Source organism: Mycobacterium sp. IS-1496 (assembly GCF_001499995.1).
Taxonomy (GTDB): Bacteria; Actinomycetota; Actinomycetes; order Mycobacteriales; family Mycobacteriaceae; genus Mycobacterium.
The window spans coordinates 137,305-152,976 of sequence record NZ_LQIU01000075.1; the positions used below are offsets into that span (position 1 = coordinate 137,305).

Consider the following 15,672-nt stretch of genomic DNA (forward strand, 5'->3'; position numbering starts at 1 on the left):
GGTCGATCCTCGCACCGACGAAATCGGCCGTGAGTCGATTCCGGGCTTTCAGCCGCGCTCGTAGAACGCGCGGACGGTGTCGACGGTATCCGCCTCCGCCGGCGATTTGTCGTCTCGGTAGCGCAGGACGCGCGCGAATCTCAGCGCCATCCCGCCCGGATACCGCGTCGAACGCTGGACGCCGTCGAACGCGATCTCGACCACCTGCTCGGGCCGCAGCTTGACGGTGTAACCGTCCGTCGGGCCGTCGGCCAACTCGAGGAACCGGGTGGTCTGCCAGTCGAGCACGGCGTCGGTCATGCCCTTGAACGTCTTGCCCAGCATCACGAAACCACCCGTCGCCGGGTCGCGGGCGCCGAGGTGGATGTTGGACAACTTGCCGGTGCGTCTGCCGCTGCCCCATTCCACGGCGAGGACCACCAGGTCGAGGGTGTGGACGGGTTTGACCTTCAACCAGCCCGCTCCGCGGCGGCCGGCTTCGTACGGCGCGGCGGGGGCCTTGGCCATCACCCCCTCGTGCCCGGCGGCGAGTGTCGCCTCGAGGAAGCGCTGCGCGGCGGCACCGTCGTCGGTGATGAGCCGGTCCACGCGGTGCGCCGCGGGCACCAGCTCGTCGAGGACGCTCACGCGGTCGACGGTCGGGCGGTCGAGCAGGTCGGTGCCGTCGACGTGCAGCAGGTCGAAGACGAACACCGACAGCGGCTGGGTGGCGCGCGAGGCGGCCCGGCCGAACCGCGACGCGGTCACCTGGAACCGGTGCGGGCGACCGTCGGGGCGCAGTGCGATCGCCTCGGCGTCGGCGATCAGATCGGTGACCGGCAGCGCCAGCGCCGCCTCGACGACCTCCGGCAGGCGGGCGGTGACGTCGTCGAGGGAGCGGGTGTAGACCGAGACCTCCGGTCCGCGGCGGTGGATCTGCACACGGGCACCGTCGAGTTTCGCCTCGAACACCGCGGTTCCGCCCAGCCGGTCCAGTGCTTCGGCGACTCCCGTCGCGGTCTGCGCGAGCATCGGCCCGACCGGACGGCCCACCCGCAGGGTGAATTCCGCCAGTGCCGCATCGCCCCCAGTGAGCGCCGCGGCGGCCACCGCGGGCAGGTCACCGGCGAGCATCGCCGCGCGGCGGACCTCTGCGGCGGGGATGTCGGCCGCCTTCGCGACCGCGTCGGCCATCACCCCGATCAGGGCGCCCTGCCGCAGTTCTCCGGTGAGCAGGCGGCGCAGGAAGGTCTGTTCGACGGTGGTGGCCGCGGCGAACAGTTCGGCGATCAGGGCGGCGCGGCGGGCCTGCGACCCCTTGCCGGAGACGGCGCCGATCTCGGTGAACGCGGCGTCGACTGCCGTCACCGTCAGCGCCGCTGCGTCGGCCGGGGCGGGCAGTGACCGCAATGACGCCCATCCCACGCCGATCTGGCGCTGGGGCAGTTCACCGGACAGCCACGCCACCGTCACAGCGACCAGTCGGGGATCGTGTTCGGCGCCCGCGCGGCCCAGCAGGTCGGCGATCCTGGCGGTCTTGGCCAGCCGCGACGACATCGAGCCGACGTCGGTCGAGGCGGTGGCGACGTCGACGAGAAGCACTCCTCGAGGATGGCACGCCCGAAGCTTCGCGAACGTGCGCAAACTGCCGCCGATATCGCGGCGTGTCGGGTACAGGCACGCACGCTCGCGCAGAAAGGTCAGGTGACGCGGAAGGTGACCGTGTGCCAGCCCGTCGCGCCGTCGGGCACCGGGTCGGCGCGATCCTCGGTCTGCACCGCGCCGGTGTCGTCCGTGGCGCGGACGGTCATGGTGTACCGGCCCGGCTCCTTCGCCTCCCACGGGTAGCTCCACAGCCGCCACGTGTCGTCGGAGTAGCTCTCGCCGAGCCGGGCCCGCCGCCACTCGCCCCGACCGCCGGGCGGGTCGATGCGGACCTCGACGGCGCGCACCCCGCGGTTCTGCGCCCACGCCACACCGCCGAAGGTCACCGGACCGGTCGCGACCTCGGTTCCGCTGCGGGGCACGTCGATTCGGGACTGGGTCTTGATGGGTCCGCGCTCCGACCACCCCAGCCTCGTCCAGTACGCCTGTGCCCGGTCGAAGCGCGTGAGCTCCAGGTCGACGACCCACTTGGTGGCCGACACATACCCGTACAGGCCGGGCACCACGAGACGCGCGGGGTACCCGTGCTCGGTCGGCAGCGGTTCGCCGTTCATGCCGATCGCCAGCAGCGCATCGCGCGAGTCGGTGAGTGCCTCCACCGGCGTGCCCGCGGTGAAACCGTCCGTCGAGGTGGACAGGACCATATCGGCGTCGGCGTGGATCTCCGCGTCCGCCAACAGGTCTCGCACACGGTATCCGGTCCACGTGGCATTCGAGACGAGGTCGCCGCCCACCAGGTTCGATACGCACGTCAACGTCACGACCTTCTCGACCACCTCGAACCGCTCGAGGTCGGTGAAGCGGTAGGTGACCTCGCGGTCGACCATCCCGTGCACCCGTAGGCGCCACTCGTCGCGGCTCAACTGCGGCACACTGAGCGCGGTGTCGATGCGGTAGAAGTCGGCGGTGGGCGTGACGAACGGCGGCAGCGTCACACCGGAGGGCTGCACCGCCGCAGGTATCGACCGCGCAGGCACATCGACGCGCGGCAGCGCGAACGCGGCGCGGTCACCGCTGACCGAGGCGGCGCGCCGGGAGAGGACGGCCCCGGCGACGCCCGCGACACCGCCGGCGGCGAGGAACCCGAGCGCCATCAGCGAGAGCCGGCGGCCGCGGTCGACGGCGGCGACCTCGCCGCCGTCGGTGACGCGGCCGGACAGCAGCAGGTGAAGGACCGCCACCCCGCACAGCACCCCGGCCACCGTCGGGATCAGGTCCACCGCGCCGGCGCCGGACCGGGACAGCACCGCCGCGCCCCCGAGCACGCCGCCGGCGACGATCACGGCGCTGCCGACCGGCACGCGCCGCGTCTGCAGCGCGGCGCCCGCCGCGGCGAGTATCGCGATCACCACCAGCACGAGAACGGACAGCACCAGTTTGTCGGCCATGCCGAACGTCGAGATCGCCCACTCCTTGACGGGGCCGGGGGTCACGTCGATGACCGCGGAACCCACCGCGGTGCGGGCGTCGGCCTGCGGACCGAACAGCGCGGCCGTCAACTCCGTGACACCGAGCGCAACGGCCGCCGCGGCGATCCCGCACCAGGCGCGTGTGCTGCGTGGGGGGCCGGCCATGTTCGCCAACGTAGTCAGTCCGCGCACCCGAAGGCCTTAACGAACCGTGACGTCGGCTAGGTTCCTTTACAGTCCGACCTCAAAGTGGAAAGGGAGCTAGATGGAGATCGAGGGCAAGAAGGCCGTCGTCGTCGGGGGTGCGTCCGGCTTCGGCCGCGCCACCGTCGAGGCGCTGACCAAGCGCGGCGCGACCGTCGCGGTGCTGGACCGGCCGCAGTCGAAGGGTCAGGAGGTGGCCGATGAGCTCGGCGCGACGTTCTATCCCGTCGACGTCATGGACTTCGCCGGCACCGAGCAGGTCCTCGCTCAGGCCGTCGAGGCCCTCGGCGGTCTGCACATCGCGGTGACCACGGCCGGTGGTGGTTCGGCCATGCGGACCCTGTCGAAGAACGGCCCGCACGACCTGGACGTCTTCCGCCAGGTGCAGGACCTCAACACCGTCGGCACCTTCAACATCAGCAGGCTCGCCGCCGAGCACATGAGCAAGAACGAACCCGAGGACGACGAGCGCGGGGTCATCATCAACACCTCGTCGATCGCGGCGTTCGAGGGGCAGATCGGACAGGTCGCCTACACCGCCTCCAAGGCCGCCATCGCCGGCATGTGCCTGACGATGGCGCGCGACCTGGGCAGCCTGGGTATCCGGGTGCTCGCCATCGCCCCGAGCCTGTTCGCGACCGGACTGACCGAGGGGATCCCCGACGAGTTCGCCGCCCAGCTCACTAAGGACGCCGCGTTCCCCAAGCGGCTCGGCCGTCCCGAGGAGTACGCCAAACTGGCCGTCGCCATCGTCGAGAACGCGATGCTCAACGGGCAGTGCATCCGGCTCGACGCCGGGCAGCGGTTCGCCCCCAAGTAAGCGATGTCGGTGTAGTTGGTCGTGCTCGCCGCGACCAACTACACCGAAATCCCCTCAGGGCCGGGGGACGGCGGCCAGTGACCCCTGGCCGATCCAGGACGGCACCGCGCGGCGCGCGTCGGCCGGACCGGACACCGCGACGTCGCCGTCGAGAAGGGCGTGTTGCCAACTGCAGTCGCCGCGCCAGATCCTGGTGAGCGCGCGCAGACTGGTCTGCACGGTGGCCGCGACCTCGTAGCCGGGGTCGACATCGCAGACATCGGCGCGCCCCTCGGTGACCACCAGCCACCACCGTGAGGCCCGCGCACCGACATCGTCGAGTCGAAACGCCAGTGTGGTACGGCCCGTGGGCCATTGCTCCACGGGAACGCTTCTGCGGATGTCCCACATGAGCAGATGGGGATCGAGGTCCTCATCGCCGAGTTCCCCGATCCAGCGCGCACCCCAGGCGCCCAACGCGTCGACCACCGCGGCCAACTCCTCACCGCAGCGGGTGAGCGAATAGCTGGTGCGCCCGTCGATCTCGGTACGCTCGACGACTCCGGCTCGGGTCAGCGCCTTGAGCCGTTTCGACAGCAGCGCCGGCGACATCTTCGGCACACCCCGCCGTAGATCGTTGAAATGTGTACTACCGAGCAACAATTCGCGCACGACGAGCAACGTCCACCGTTCGTCGAGCAGTTCCATGGCTTTGGCCACCGGACAGAACTGGCCGTAACCCGACATGGGCACACCTCCTCGACGACCGCACAGACATCGTCGCGCACAAGGCGCCGCCAGTACAGATACAGAACTGGAATCGCCGCGGACACGGGGCCACGATGAGTGCACCCGAACAAGGAGGACACAGCCATGAGCAGTGACACCGCCACGGTCGACGACCGGCAACTGGCCGCCAAGCACCGGTCGATGTGGGCGTCCGGCGACTATCCCAAACTGGCGGCCGAACTCGTCGCCCCGTTGGGGCCGGTGCTGGTCGAGGCCGCCGGGATCGGCTCCGGAGACCGGGTGCTCGACGTCGCGGCGGGCACCGGCAACGCCGCCATCCCGGCCGCCCAGAAGGGCGCCTCGGTGACGGCGAGTGACCTGACCCCCGAACTGCTCGAAGCGGGCCGCGCGGTCGCCGCGCAGGCCGGTGTCGAACTCGAGTGGCAGGAGGCCGACGCGCACGCTCTTCCGTTCGCGGACAACGACTTCGACGTCGTCATGTCCTGCATCGGGGTGATGTTCGCGCCGTACCACCAACGCGCCGCCGACGAGCTGCTCCGGGTGTGCAGGCCGGGTGGGACGATCGGGTTGATCAACTGGACGCCCGAGGGTCACATCGGTCAGCTGTTCGCCACCATGAAGCCCTATATGCCGACCCCGCCGCCGGGTGCCTCGCCGCCGCCGCTGTGGGGTCGCGAGGAGCACGTGCGGGAGCTCTTCGGGGACCGGGTCACCGACGTCGTCGCGCAACGCCGAACGCTGCCGGTGACGCACTTCGCCGACGGTGCCGAGTTCCGTGACTACTTCAAGGCCGTCTACGGCCCGACCATCGCGGCGTACCGCAACGTCGGCGACGACGCGGACCGGGCCGCACAGCTCGACGCCGACATCGCTCGACTGGGTGACGAGCTGATGGGCAAATCCTCGCGCACGGAGTGGGAGTATCTGCTGCTGACCGCGCGGAAGGCCTGAGACGATGTCGGCATGCCCGACGCCGCGCAGCAACTACCCACCCTGACCGACGCCGACGTGACCGCCCTGACGCAGTGGGCCCGCAGGGAGGGCCTCGGCTCGACGGTCACCGACGTGGAACCGCTGGCCGGTGGCAGCCAGAACGTCGTCGTCCGGTTGCGCCTCGACGGGCGGCCGATGGTGCTGCGCCGTCCGCCGGTGCATCCGCGCCCGACGAGTGACAAGACGATGCAGCGCGAGATCGCCGTGCTGCGCACGCTGGCCGGAAGCCCCGTCCCGCACCCGGGTTTCATCGCCGGGTGCGAAGACCTCGACGTGCTCGGTGTCGTGTTCTACCTCATGGAGGAGGTCGACGGGTTCAATCCCGGCAACGAGGTGGCCGAGGCCTACCGCCACGATCCCGACATGCGCCACCGGGTGGGGTTGTCCTACGCCGCCAGCCTGGCCCGCCTGGGCAACGTGCCCTGGGAGGGCAGTGAACTCGCCGCCCTCAGACGGCCGGGTTCCTTTCTGGCGCGCCAGGTCCCGCAGTTCCTGCGGTTGCTCGAGAGTTATCGCCACGAGCGGTACTCCCCGGATTCCCTGCCCGCCGTGGGGGATCTGGCCGAGTGGCTGGAGACGAATCGGCCCGCCGACGGTGTGCCGGGCATCATGCACGGCGACGCCCACCTCAACAACGTGCTGCTGCGCCGGGAGACGCCCGAGCTGGCGGCGTTCATCGACTGGGAGATGTGCACCGTCGGCGACCCGCTGCTCGACCTCGGCTGGATGCTGATCTGCTGGCCGCACGAACCGAACCCGATCAACGCCGGATCGGAACTGGCCGCCCTCGGCGGGCTGGCGAGCCGGAGTGACCTGCTGGACGCCTACCTGTCGGCGGGCGGCCGGCGGACCGACGCGCTGCCCTGGTATCTGGCGATGGCGTGCTTCAAACTCGGCGTCGTGATCGAGGGGACGTGGTCGCGGTTCCTGGCCGGCCGGGCGACACGGGAGGCCGGGGAGCGGTTGCACACCTCGGCGACGAACCTGATCGACCTCGGGATGCGCGTCGCCAAGGGCGACGACCCGTTCCTGTGAGCCCTGTTCAGTAGGCGTCGACTCCGAGCTTGACCGCCAGGGCCACCCCCGCGAGACCGATGAGCAGCCGCATCGGGCCGGCCGGCGCGCGGCGCACCACGACCGGGCCCAGCCGGGAGCCCAGCAGGCAGCCCGCGCCCAGGGGTAGGACGGCCACCCAATGCACCGGCGCGAACACCGCGAAGACCAGCGCCGCGGTCGTGTTGGCGACCCCGAGCACGACGTTCTTGCCCGCGTTGGCGTGGGCGAGCGTATCGCTGCCGGTGGTCAACAGCAGGGCCAGCAGCAGCACACCGGCCGCCGCACCGAAGTAGCCGCCGTAGACGCAGATGGCGAAGATCACGGCGGACTCCCAGACCCCGGCGTGCGGGCGGCGCTCCGGGTGCGCCGGGGTGGAGCGGCGGGGCAGCAGGATGACGATCGCCGAGCCGCCCAGCAGGATCGGCACCACCTTCTCGAAACCCTCGGCCGGGGTCGACAGGAGCAGCGCCGCACCCGCCACACCACCGAGGGCCGCGGCGGGCACGATGCGCTTGAGCCACCCGCTCTGCCCCCGCAGCTCGGGCTTCGATCCCAGCACCGAACCGATGCCGTTGAAGACCAGCGACACCGTGTTCGTCACGTTGGCCGCCACCGGCGGCAGACCGGCGAGCAACAGCGCGGGATAGGTGGCCACCGACGCCAACCCGGCGATGCTGCCGGTGAGGCCGCCCAGGACGCCTGCGGCCAGCAACAGACCGAACTCGGGCCAATCCATTGCGCAGACCTTAGTGCCGGGGCCCGGCGGCCTCTCGCCGTGAGAGTGCGGCCAGAAAGTGTTTGCACCGTGGCGGCGGAGAGGTCTAGCATCGCCCACGTGCCAAGGCGACTCGTAGTAGCAACCCGCAGCGGGGTCTGATCCGGACCGACCCCTCGCTGTGGGTCGTTGCTACACCGTCGGTCACCTCCATCACGAGAAGACCGGCACATGATCACCACATCGATTCTCGAATCGCCATCACCCGCCCTGACGCCCACATTCGCGTCCGTCGTGGCCGCTCCGCTGCCACGTGGACTGCGCGAGGAGGCCGGCGAGATGACCTGGGACGCGTTTCTCGACGAATACGCCCCGACGACCGGTCCGCTACGACTCGGTCAGTGGACCTGCACCGACGCCGAACGCCCGGCGGGCCGGCTGGGCCCGCAGGCCCGCAACTACCAGGCGACGCTGGCGCTCGGCGACCGGATCAGCACCGCGACGGCGGCCGCATGCGGACCGATCGCGGCGCTGACCGCGATGCTGCACGACGAGGGGATCGCCGTCGAGACGGTCGCCTTTCACCAGGTGCCCGCCGGGTCACACACCGCGACGTTCATCCGCGGCTCCGACGGCACGCGCACCGAGTGGGCGATGGGATGGTCCCGCGACGCCACTCAGTCCGCGCTGCGGGCCGTCATAGCCTGCGCCAACCGGCTGATCGCCGCCTGACCCGCGCGTAGGGACCCGTCAGCGCAGCGGGCGCAGCACGATCGGCATACCGTCCATCGGCACCGGCATGCCCGCGTAGTCCAGCTTCGCGACGTAGCCGGGGCGCGGCGGCTCCAGCCGGTAGCGGCGCAGCAGCCGGTGCATCACCGTCTTGATCTCCAGCTGGCCGAACACCATCCCGATGCACTTGTGGGCGCCGCCACCGAAGGGTGCGAACGCGTACCGGTGCTGTTTGTGCTCGTTGCGCGGCTCGGTGAAGCGGGCCGGATCGAACTTCTCCGGATCGGTCCACAGCTCCGGAAGGTGATGGTTCACCGACGGCCAGAGCACCACATCGGTGCCCGCCGGGATGAAGTGGCCCAGCAGTTCGGTGTCGCGGACCGCCTGGCGCACGTTGAACGGCAGCGGCGTCACCATGCGCAGCGATTCGTTGATCACCAGGTCGAGGGTCTCGAGCTTCTCGAGCGCTTCGATGTCGAGCGGGCCGTCGCCCAGGCGGTCGGACTCCTCACGGCAGCGTTCCTGCCACTCCGGGTTGCGCGACAGGTGGTAGGCCATCGTGGTGAGCGTCGAGGTCGAGGTGTCGTGGGCCGCCATCATGAGGAAGATCATGTGGTTGACGATGTCCTGGTCGGAGAACGTGTTGCCGTCCTCGTCCGCGGTATGGCACAGGACCGTGAGCATGTCGGTGCCGTCGGAGCCGCGCTTCTCCTTCACCCGCTGCTCGAAGTAGTTGTCGAGCACCTTGCGGGCCTGCAGACCCCGCCACCACTTGAACGGCGGCAGACCGGTGCGGATGATCGCGCCGCCTGCGCGGGTCGTCATGGTGAACGCGTCGTTGACCTTGGTGACCAGCTCCTTGTCGGTGCCCGGCTCGTGGCCCATGAACACCACCGACGCGATGTCGAGGGTCAGTTCCTTGACGGCCGGGTAGAACAGGAAACGCGGGTCGTTCTCGACCCAGTCGTTCGCGATCACCTGCGAGGCCACCCGGTCGATGTGCTCGACGTAACCGGTCAGCCGGGTGCGGGTGAACGCCTCCTGCATGATGCGGCGGTGGTACATGTGCTCGTCGAAGTCGAGCAGCATCAGGCCGCGATTGAAGAACGGCCCGATGACCGGATGCCAGCCCTTCTGCGAGTAGTCCTTGTTCTTGTTGGAGAACACGGCCTGGGTGGCGTCGGGTCCGAGTGCGACCACCGCAGGCAACGCGGGGGAGTACGCGTAGTGCAGCGGGCCGTAGGTCTTGTACACCTGCAGCAGGTAGTCGGGACCGCCGCGGAAGGTCTCGATCATGTGGCCGAGCACCGGCAGCCCGGAATCACCCATCACGGGCTTGAGCCCGCTTCCCGCGGGCGGTTCTGCCAGCACGAACTGCTTCCACTCCTGGTTCTGCAGCTTGTCGCGCAGGCGCTTCTCCACGATGCCCATACCGGGGATGGTGTTCAGCGTCGGGGTGAACCGCCGCCTGGCCTGGTCGAGCAGGTACTCCGGGGTGCTGATGGTCGCCATCTGAACGCTCCTGGTAATCACAACGCTGTGGTGGACGTCACCTCCTCCACATCCTGACGGGCCGTCTTGACGCATGTCAAGTTTTGTTCTGGCGGGTCGCGGTGCAAAGGTTGACTGCCATGACCGCCGAATCCGAGACGCCCGAGATCCGCCGCAGCCGCGGCGACCGGCAACGCGACGCGATCGTCGGCGCGGTCCGTGAGCTGCTGCAGGAGCAGTCGTTCGTCGATCTGTCGGTCAGCACGATCAGCGAGCGTGCCGGCGTCGCCCGGTCGGGGTTCTACTTCTACTTCGACTCGAAATACGCCGTCCTGGCCGTGATCGTCGCCGAGGCGATGGCCGAACTCGACCAGCTCACCCACGATTTCGCGCCCCGCGACGCCGACGAGTCACCCGCCACCTTCGCGCGTCGCATGGTCGGATACGCCGCGGCGGTGTTCGCCAGCAACAACCCGATCATGAGGGCCACCACGCTGGCTCGGAACACCGACGGGCAGATCCGCGACATCATGAACGACTTCGAGGACACCGTGATCGACAAGATCGTCGGCCTGGTGCGCCAGGACGACGGCGCCCGGCCGATCTCCGACGACCTGCCCGCGCTGGTCCGGACGCTGGTCGCGACGACGGCGCTGACCCTCTCCCACGACAGCGGGTTCATCGGCCGCGACGCGGACCCGGCACGCGCGGTCGAGGTCGTCGAACGCCTGTGGCTGTACGGACTATGGGGCGGGTCCGACCTGCGCGACGGCTGAGCGGCGGGGGCCGGCGGGGATGGACAGGTAGGGTCACCGCCATGACGCAGGGCAGCGGATTCACCGGTAAGCGTTGTCTCCTCACCGGTGCGGCCAGCGGCATCGGGCGCGCGACGGCCCTGCGACTGGCCCGCGACGGCGCCGAACTCTTCCTCACCGACCGCGACGCCGACGGGCTCGAGACCACGGTGGCCGACGCGCGTGCGCTCGGAGGGAAGGTCGCGATGCACCGGGCGCTCGACATCTCCGACCACGACGCCGTCGTGCAGTTCGCCGCCGACATCCACCGCAGCCATCCCGCGATGGACGTCGTGATGAACATCGCCGGCGTCTCGGCATGGGGCACCGTCGACCGGCTCACCCATCAGCACTGGAAGTCGATGATCGACGTCAACCTGATGGGGCCCATCCACGTCATCGAGACCTTCGTCCCGCCGATGATCCAGGCGCGCAGGGGCGGTCACCTGGTCAACGTGTCCTCGGCGGCCGGCCTCGTCGCGCTGCCGTGGCATGCTGCCTACAGTGCGAGCAAGTACGGTCTGCGCGGGCTGTCCGAAGTGCTGCGCTTCGACCTCGCGCGGCATCGGATCGGGGTGTCGGTGGTGGTACCCGGCGCGGTGAAAACCCCACTGGTGCAGACGGTTCAGATCGCCGGCGTCGACCGCGAGGATCCGAACGTCAAGAAGTGGACGGACCGGTTCAGCGGCCACGCCGTATCTCCGGAACGGGTCGCGGAACGCATCCTGGCCGGGGTTCGCCGCAACCGGTACCTGATCTACACCTCGCCCGACATCCGGGCGCTCTATCTGTTCAAGCGCACCATGTGGTGGCCGTACAGCGTGGCGATGCGGCAGGTCAACGTGCTGTTCTCCCGCGCCCTGCGGCCCCGCCGGTAGGGGTTCAGCGCTTACCCCAGTCCCACGGCGGGGTGCTCAACAGTCCCTGTCCGTCGACCCGGGTCTCGCCGAACTCCTTGTACAGCGCGAGCCGGACGGCGTCGCCGTCCTCGTCGAGAGGTGCGGCGCCCAGCAGTTCGACCATCGCGGGGGAGTGGGTGACGACCACGACCTGTGTCCGCGCGGCGGCCGCGGTCACCAGTGCGGCCAACGGCCGGACGAGGTCCGGGTGCAGCGAGGTCTCCGGTTCGTTGAGCACCATCAACGTCGGCGGCTCCGGGCTGAGCAGCGCCGCCGCCCACAGCAGGAAACGCAGTGTGCCGTCGGACAATTCGGCACACCGCAGCGGACGTAGCATCCCGCGCTGGCGCAGCCGCAGGTCGAAGAGCCCGTCGTGGACGGCGATCTCGACCGTCGCACCGTCGAACGCGTCGGCGACCGCGCGGGCGAGGTCGTCGAAACCCGCCTCGATGATGGTCTGCACGGCGGCCGCCAGGTCGCTGCCGTCCGCCGACAGCACCGGTGTCCGGGTACCCACCTGCGGACGGCGTGCGGGCGCCGCCGCGTCCACCCGGAACCCGTCGTAGAACCGCCAGTTCCGCAACCGGTCGTACACGGCGGTGAGTTCGGGCAGTGCACCGGTGTATTCGGCGAGCACGCTGCGGTACGACGGCAGCGCCCGCGTCAGTTCGTCTAAGCCGCGCCCCGATTCGGCACTGGCCTCGGCGTACTGACCGCCGCGACGCACCAGTGCGGACGCGGGGCGCAGCACCGGACCGGCGAACACCGCTTCACGCTTGATCTGCGGGTCGCGGGCGAACAATGACCCCGGACCGGCGTGCTGGGGCAGTCCGAGATCGACGAGATAGCCGACATCGTCTGCGGCGTAACCGAGTTCGAGGGAAACGGGGCGGGTCCGCACGGTGCCCTCGGTGGTGCCCGTGCGGCGGGCGCCCGCGAGCTGTTCGGGGCCGGCCCACAGCACCGACTCCAGCCCGCCCTCCTGGGCCAGCGACCCGATCACCTCACCGCGACCGCAGTCGGCCAACAGCCCCAGTGCGCGGTACAGCGACGATTTACCGCTTCCGTTGGCGCCGGTCACCACGGTCAGCCGGCGCAGCGGCAGCACCACGTCGCGCAGGGAGCGGTAGCCGCGGATCGCCACAGTCTGGAGCATGAGGCGAGGCTATGGGTCCGCGGTGACAACCGTTCCAGGGGGATCCGGCACCGCGACGTTTTCCGGCATCGCCAACTCGAGGCGCACCCCGAGGAGCCGGATCGGCCGGTCGAGGTCGAACAGCGCGAGAACGTCGAGGGCGGTCGCGGCGACGACGCCGGTGTCGGTGGTCGGGGCGCTCAGCTTACGGATCTTCGTGCGGGTGTAGAAGCTGCTGGTGCGCACGGTCACCGCGACGCGGGTGACCACGCGGCCTGCCTCGACGACCTCGGTCAGCGTCTGCTCGGCCAGGCGCCTCACCGCGGCGGCCATCTCGGCACGGTCGGTGAGATCCCGCGGGAAGGTGACCGCATGGCTGCGCGACCGGGGCACCCATGGCTGAGCGCTGACACCGTCGTCGCCGCCGCCCTTGGCCAGCAACAGGATCCACAACCCGGTCGTCGGCCCGAACGCCGACGTGAGCGCCGGGGCGTCGGTGGCGGCGAGGTCGGCCACGGTGGCGATCCCCATGGCGGCAAGCTTCTTCGCCGTTTTGGGCCCGACCCCCCACAGCGCGTCGACCGGGCGGTCGCCCATCACGGACATCCAGTTGGCGTCGGTGAGCATGAAGACCCCGGCCGGTTTCCCGAACCCGGTGGCCACCTTCGCGCGCTGTTTGTTGTCGCTGATGCCGACCGAGCACGACAGGCCGGTGCCTGCGACCACCTCGCGGATGCGCTCGGCCAACGCGAACGGATCGTCGACGTCCGCGCCGAGATAGGCCTCGTCCCAGCCCCACACCTCGACCGGGTGGCCCAGATCCCGCAACAGCCCCATCACCTGTTCGGAGGCCTCGTCGTAGGCCGCGGTGTCCGACGGCAGGAACGTCGCGTCCGGGCATCGCCGCGCCGCCGCGCGCAGCGGCATCCCGGCGTACACCCCGAACTCGCGCGCCCGGTACGACGCGCAGGTGACCACCTTGCGCGGTTCGGTCGGGTCACCGCTGCCGCCGACGATGACGGGGAGCCCTTCAAGTTCGGGGTGCCTGCGCAACTCGACCGAGGCGAGGAACTGGTCGAGGTCGACGTGCAGGATCCAGCGCGGCACGCCTCACCGCCCACACAGCTTGACGGCGACGTCCTCCCAGGCGTCGGCCACCTCGTCGAGCGTGGCGCCGTCGGCGAGGCGGTGCTCGATGTAGTCGGCCTCGAGGAGGCCGGTGAGGGCGGAGGTCTGCGCGTCGAGGTCGCCGGTGGTGTCCGCCGACTGCAGCAGCATCCGGACGTGGGCGTGATGCAAGCGGAACGGTCCGGTGAATCGGGTCTGCGGGTCACGTCCGGCATCGGAGAGCAGGGCGTGGTGGCCGTGGACGAACGCGTGCCGGGCGCGTCCGTACGCCAGTAACCGGTCCAGCGGCGGGGCGCCGGGTCCGAGCGGCGGCGGCCCGAACAGGAAGGCCTGCTGCAGCGCCTTCTCGTCCTCGTCGAGCAGAACCATCATCAGACCGGCCCGGCTGCCGAAGCGGCGGAACAGCGTGCCCTTGCCGACGCCCGCGGCCGCGGCGATGGCGTCGGTGCTGACCGCACCGGCACCCCGTTCGGCGATCAGCCGGCGTGCAGCCTCGAGCAGCAGCAGGCGGTTGCGCGCGGCGTCCCCGCGCTCCTGCGGCGCATCGGTCAGCGGCAGCGGGGCCATCCGGTCGGGGGCGCTCACCTTGTCGACTGTAACCCGCCGGAATGAATCGGACTGCAGTCCGGTTAGATGGAGGGCAACAGTGAGACGCGAAAGGAACTGACATGTCGGATGTGAACGTCCTGGTCCTCGTCGGCAGCCTGCGGAAGGCGTCGATCAACCGGCAGCTCGCCGAGGTGGCGGTCGACTCCGCTCCCGACGGCGTCACGCTGCGCGTCTTCGACGGCCTCGCCGAGGTGCCGTTCTACAACGAGGACCTCGACACCGACTCGGTGCCCGAGCCGGTGCGCGCGCTCCGCGCCGCGGCCGCGGGCGCCGACGCGGCGTTGGTGATCACGCCCGAATACAACGGCAGCATCCCGGCCGTGCTCAAGAACGCGATCGACTGGCTGTCGCGGCCGTGGGGCGACGGCGCGCTCAAGGACAAGCCGCTGGCGGTGGTGGGCGCCGCGCTCGGCCGCTACGGCGGGAAGTGGGCGCACGACGAGACCCGCAAGTCCTTCGGCATCGCGGGTGCGCGGGTGATCGAGGATCTCGAGCTGTCGGTACCGGCGTCGTCGTTCGACGGTGCGCACCCCCGCGAGAACACCGCTGTCGTCGCGGCCGTCGGCGACGTGATCGGAAAGCTCGTGGCCTCCATCGGGTGAGTGATCGGACGGCCCGGTGACCCCGATGCGTTTGCTGGGCGCATCGGGACGGCTCCGACCGCGGGCCGGTTGTCGGTGCCCGGTGGTAGACCTACCCATATATAGCGACACACCTCGCGTCCGGCGTGGCGACACGCCGTACGCATCGGTCCGCCGGAGCTTACGACCTGGGAATTCCATGAATGTTGTTCAGAACATCTTGTATCTGTCCGCGATGTCGGCCACTAGGTGTAGTGTCTTGCCTACCGACAGGCCACCAGGGTTCGGGGGCCGGCCGGAGCGCAGGAACCAGTGCAGTCGGCTATCCGGTCCGCCGGAGACGCACCCGGCCGACCAGGAATTTCCGGAGCCTGCGGACCGCTGAACAACGTAGCGGCACGAAGTACCGATGCAGTTGCCAGTCCGATTTGATCTCACTATCGCCGTTCGCGTAAGGAGCCGTACCGCAGATGACCGTCACCGTGTACACCAAGCCCGCATGCGTGCAGTGCAACGCCACCTACAAGGCGCTGGACAAGCAGGGCATCGACTACGAGGTCGTGGACATCTCGCTCGACAGCGAGGCCCGCGACTACGTCATGGCGCTGGGTTACCTGCAGGCTCCCGTGGTGGTGGCCGGCAAGGACCACTGGTCGGGCTTCCGCCCGGACCGGATCAAGGCGCTGTCCGGAGCGGTGGCGACGACCGCCTGACGGGTACGCGGGTACTGCGG

16 protein-coding genes are annotated in these 15,672 nt (G+C 69.9%); 8 read left to right on the forward strand and 8 right to left on the reverse strand.

What is annotated here, in order from left to right; all coding sequences use genetic code 11:
- Positions 1–48 precede the first annotated feature (48 nt).
- Both AU195_RS24095 and AU195_RS24100 read right to left on the reverse strand, forming a co-directional pair.
- Positions 49–1,581: an ATP-dependent DNA ligase gene (locus AU195_RS24095; protein ID WP_059161522.1), complete on the reverse strand. Its 1,533-nt coding sequence runs from the start codon at positions 1,579–1,581 to the stop codon at positions 49–51.
- 98 nt (positions 1,582–1,679) lie between these two features.
- Positions 1,680–3,218, reverse strand: a complete 1,539-nt coding sequence (locus AU195_RS24100) for a molybdopterin-dependent oxidoreductase (RefSeq protein ID WP_059161523.1) — start codon at positions 3,216–3,218, stop codon at positions 1,680–1,682.
- A 100-nt stretch (positions 3,219–3,318) separates the two neighbouring features.
- On the opposite strand from AU195_RS24100, the gene AU195_RS24105 reads away from it, so the two are divergent.
- Complete coding sequence (locus AU195_RS24105) at positions 3,319–4,077, forward strand: SDR family NAD(P)-dependent oxidoreductase (protein ID WP_059161524.1); 759 nt, start codon at positions 3,319–3,321, stop codon at positions 4,075–4,077.
- A 54-nt stretch (positions 4,078–4,131) separates the two neighbouring features.
- On the opposite strand, the gene AU195_RS24110 is transcribed toward AU195_RS24105, so the two are convergent.
- Positions 4,132–4,803, reverse strand: coding sequence for a winged helix-turn-helix transcriptional regulator (locus tag AU195_RS24110; RefSeq protein ID WP_059161525.1), 672 nt, complete (start codon positions 4,801–4,803; stop codon positions 4,132–4,134).
- Positions 4,804–4,929: 126 nt separating this feature from the next.
- Here AU195_RS24110 and AU195_RS24115 point away from each other — a divergent pair, with 126 nt between their 5' ends.
- Together AU195_RS24115 and AU195_RS24120 are read left to right on the forward strand one after the other, a co-directional pair.
- Positions 4,930–5,757, forward strand: coding sequence for a class I SAM-dependent methyltransferase (locus AU195_RS24115; protein ID WP_059161569.1), 828 nt, complete (start codon positions 4,930–4,932; stop codon positions 5,755–5,757).
- Positions 5,758–5,769: 12 nt separating this feature from the next.
- The gene (locus tag AU195_RS24120; RefSeq protein WP_059161526.1) at positions 5,770–6,834 is read left to right on the forward strand and encodes a phosphotransferase family protein; all 1,065 of its coding nucleotides are present in this window, start codon (positions 5,770–5,772) and stop codon (positions 6,832–6,834) included.
- A gap of 7 nt (positions 6,835–6,841) precedes the next feature.
- Here the strand turns inward: AU195_RS24120 and AU195_RS24125 are convergent, their stop codons facing one another.
- The gene (locus tag AU195_RS24125) at positions 6,842–7,591 is read right to left on the reverse strand and encodes a sulfite exporter TauE/SafE family protein (protein ID WP_059161527.1); all 750 of its coding nucleotides are present in this window, start codon (positions 7,589–7,591) and stop codon (positions 6,842–6,844) included.
- Positions 7,592–7,801: 210 nt separating this feature from the next.
- Between AU195_RS24125 and AU195_RS24130 the strand changes: the two genes are divergently transcribed.
- Positions 7,802–8,302 carry a 2-isopropylmalate synthase gene (locus AU195_RS24130; RefSeq protein ID WP_059161528.1) on the forward strand — a complete coding sequence of 167 codons (501 nt, stop codon included), beginning with the start codon at positions 7,802–7,804 and terminating at the stop codon, positions 8,300–8,302.
- A gap of 18 nt (positions 8,303–8,320) precedes the next feature.
- On the opposite strand, the gene AU195_RS24135 is transcribed toward AU195_RS24130, so the two are convergent.
- Positions 8,321–9,814 (reverse strand): cytochrome P450, encoded by a 1,494-nt coding sequence (locus AU195_RS24135; protein ID WP_059161529.1) that lies wholly within the window; start codon positions 9,812–9,814, stop codon positions 8,321–8,323.
- 119 nt (positions 9,815–9,933) lie between these two features.
- Here AU195_RS24135 and AU195_RS24140 point away from each other — a divergent pair, with 119 nt between their 5' ends.
- Complete coding sequence (locus tag AU195_RS24140) at positions 9,934–10,569, forward strand: TetR/AcrR family transcriptional regulator (protein ID WP_059161530.1); 636 nt, start codon at positions 9,934–9,936, stop codon at positions 10,567–10,569.
- Positions 10,570–10,610: 41 nt separating this feature from the next.
- On the forward strand, positions 10,611–11,465 hold the full coding sequence (locus AU195_RS24145) for an SDR family oxidoreductase (protein ID WP_059161531.1): 855 nt from the start codon (positions 10,611–10,613) through the stop codon (positions 11,463–11,465).
- Positions 11,466–11,469: 4 nt separating this feature from the next.
- Here AU195_RS24145 and AU195_RS24150 read toward each other — a convergent pair whose 3' ends face one another.
- From AU195_RS24150 to AU195_RS24160, 3 genes are read right to left on the reverse strand one after another with little or no spacing between them, the layout of a single operon-like run.
- Positions 11,470–12,642 (reverse strand): AAA family ATPase, encoded by a 1,173-nt coding sequence (locus AU195_RS24150; RefSeq protein ID WP_059161532.1) that lies wholly within the window; start codon positions 12,640–12,642, stop codon positions 11,470–11,472.
- A gap of 9 nt (positions 12,643–12,651) precedes the next feature.
- Entirely contained in the window at positions 12,652–13,728 is a 1,077-nt protein-coding gene (locus AU195_RS24155; RefSeq protein WP_059161533.1) for a DNA polymerase IV, read from the reverse strand.
- Positions 13,729–13,731: 3 nt separating this feature from the next.
- On the reverse strand, positions 13,732–14,334 hold the full coding sequence (locus AU195_RS24160; protein WP_082703191.1) for a TetR/AcrR family transcriptional regulator: 603 nt from the start codon (positions 14,332–14,334) through the stop codon (positions 13,732–13,734).
- Positions 14,335–14,417: 83 nt separating this feature from the next.
- Between AU195_RS24160 and AU195_RS24165 the strand changes: the two genes are divergently transcribed.
- Complete coding sequence (locus AU195_RS24165; protein WP_059161535.1) at positions 14,418–14,960, forward strand: NAD(P)H-dependent oxidoreductase; 543 nt, start codon at positions 14,418–14,420, stop codon at positions 14,958–14,960.
- Between the two features lie 449 nt (positions 14,961–15,409).
- The gene (locus tag AU195_RS24170; RefSeq protein ID WP_059161536.1) at positions 15,410–15,652 is read left to right on the forward strand and encodes a redoxin NrdH; all 243 of its coding nucleotides are present in this window, start codon (positions 15,410–15,412) and stop codon (positions 15,650–15,652) included.
- Positions 15,653–15,672: the final 20 nt, after the last annotated feature.